Source organism: Verrucosispora sp. SN26_14.1, from assembly GCF_004307965.1.
Taxonomy (GTDB): domain Bacteria; phylum Actinomycetota; class Actinomycetes; order Mycobacteriales; family Micromonosporaceae; genus Micromonospora.
In genome coordinates this window covers 1-1,490 of the sequence record NZ_SISL01000766.1, presented here as the reverse complement: position 1 = coordinate 1,490, position 1,490 = coordinate 1, and the positions used below count along the sequence as shown (strand labels likewise).

The window sequence follows — 1,490 nt, the reverse complement described above, 5'->3', positions numbered from 1 at the left end:
CCCTGGCCGGTGGCGCTGGCGCCATAGACGACCACGCCACGCGGGGCGAGCAGCCGGGCGATGGACCGGGCCTCGGTGCGGTGCTCCCGCCCCCGCTGCACCTCCAGGGTCGCCTCGGTGGGCGCGATCGGGAAGGTCAGGTGCACCACGCCGTCGGCGAACTGGCGCTGGATCTGGTAGCCGAAGTCGGCGAAGACCCGCAGCATCGCGCCGTTGGCCGGCAGCACCTCGGCCACGAAGTTGACGATCCCGCTGCGGCGGGCCGCGTCGGCGAGGTGTTCCAGCAGCACCGAGCCGATGCCCCGGCCCTGGTAGGCGTCCTCGACCACGAACGCGACCTCGGCGTCGGGCGAGGCCGGGCCGAGCCGCTCGTACCGGCCGACGGCGACGATCCGGTCGCCGGCCAGCACCACGAACGCCTCCCGGTCGCGGTGGTCGACGTTGACGAAGCGGTGCAGGTCCCGTTCGGGTATGCGCGGGTACGGCGAGAAGTACCGCAGGTACCGGGTGCGCTCGGAGAACCGGGCGTGCATCTCGACGATCGCCGGCGCGTCGGTGGGACGGATCGGTCGCAACTGGACGGTGCTGCCGTCACTGAGCAGCACGTCGACGACTGGTTCGGTTCTGGTCACCTCGGGCGGCCCTCCCCCGGCCGGCTCAGTCGCGGGGATCGTGTGGGTCGAGGCCGAGCAGCGGGAAGACCGCCTTCCGGGTGGCCGCGATGGCCCGGTCCACCGGGTTCGGCTCGCCGGTGGGCTGCCACGGCTCGTAGCTCGGGTCGACGTCGTCGGTCATCCGCAACGGGATGTCGGTGCCGGGACGCCGGGCCCGGGCCAGATCCCGCCAGCCCGGCGGAGTCAGCGTCGCCGGGTCCAACGGCGCGCCGGTGGCCACCGCGAGCAGATGCGTCCAGGCCCGGGGCACCACCTCGACGAGCGCGTACCCGCCGCCACCGGTGGCCACCCACCGCCCGTCACACAGCTCGTCGGCGAGCGCCCGCAACGCCAGGTAGGTGGCGCGCTGACCGTCCACCGACAGATGCAGGTCGGCAAGCGGGTCGACGCGGTGGGCGTCCGCACCGCACTGGGTGAACAGCACCTGCGGGCGGAACGCGCGCAGCACCGACGGCACGACCGCGTGGAAGGCGCGTTGCCAGCCGGCGTCCTCCACCCCTGGCGGCAACGGGACGTTGACCGCCGTGCCGGCGGCGTTCGGGCCACCCGTCTCGTCGGGGAACCCGGTGCCGGGGAAGAGCGCGAGCGGTGTCTCGTGCAGGCTGACGGTCAGCACCCTCGGGTCGTCCCAGAAGATCTGCTGCACCCCGTCGCCGTGGTGCACGTCGACGTCGACGTACGCGATGCGCTCCGCGCCCAGGTCGAGCAGCCGGGCGATGGCCACCGCCGGGTCGTTGTAGACGCAGAACCCGGCCGCCCGGTCGGCCATGGCGTGGTGCAGACCGCCGGCCACGTTGACCGCGCGCCGGGCCTGGC

General features: G+C 73.9%; 2 protein-coding genes. Both read right to left on the bottom strand.

Annotated features, from left to right (window positions below):
• Window positions 1-671: GNAT family N-acetyltransferase (locus tag EYA84_RS31745; protein ID WP_394347634.1), on the bottom strand; the 671-nt coding region annotated here is incomplete at its 3' end.
• Window positions 658-1,490 (bottom strand): acetoin utilization protein AcuC (locus tag EYA84_RS31740; RefSeq protein ID WP_131057842.1); only part of this gene is annotated, 833 nt, incomplete at its 5' end. The genes EYA84_RS31740 and EYA84_RS31745, both read right to left, overlap by 14 nt.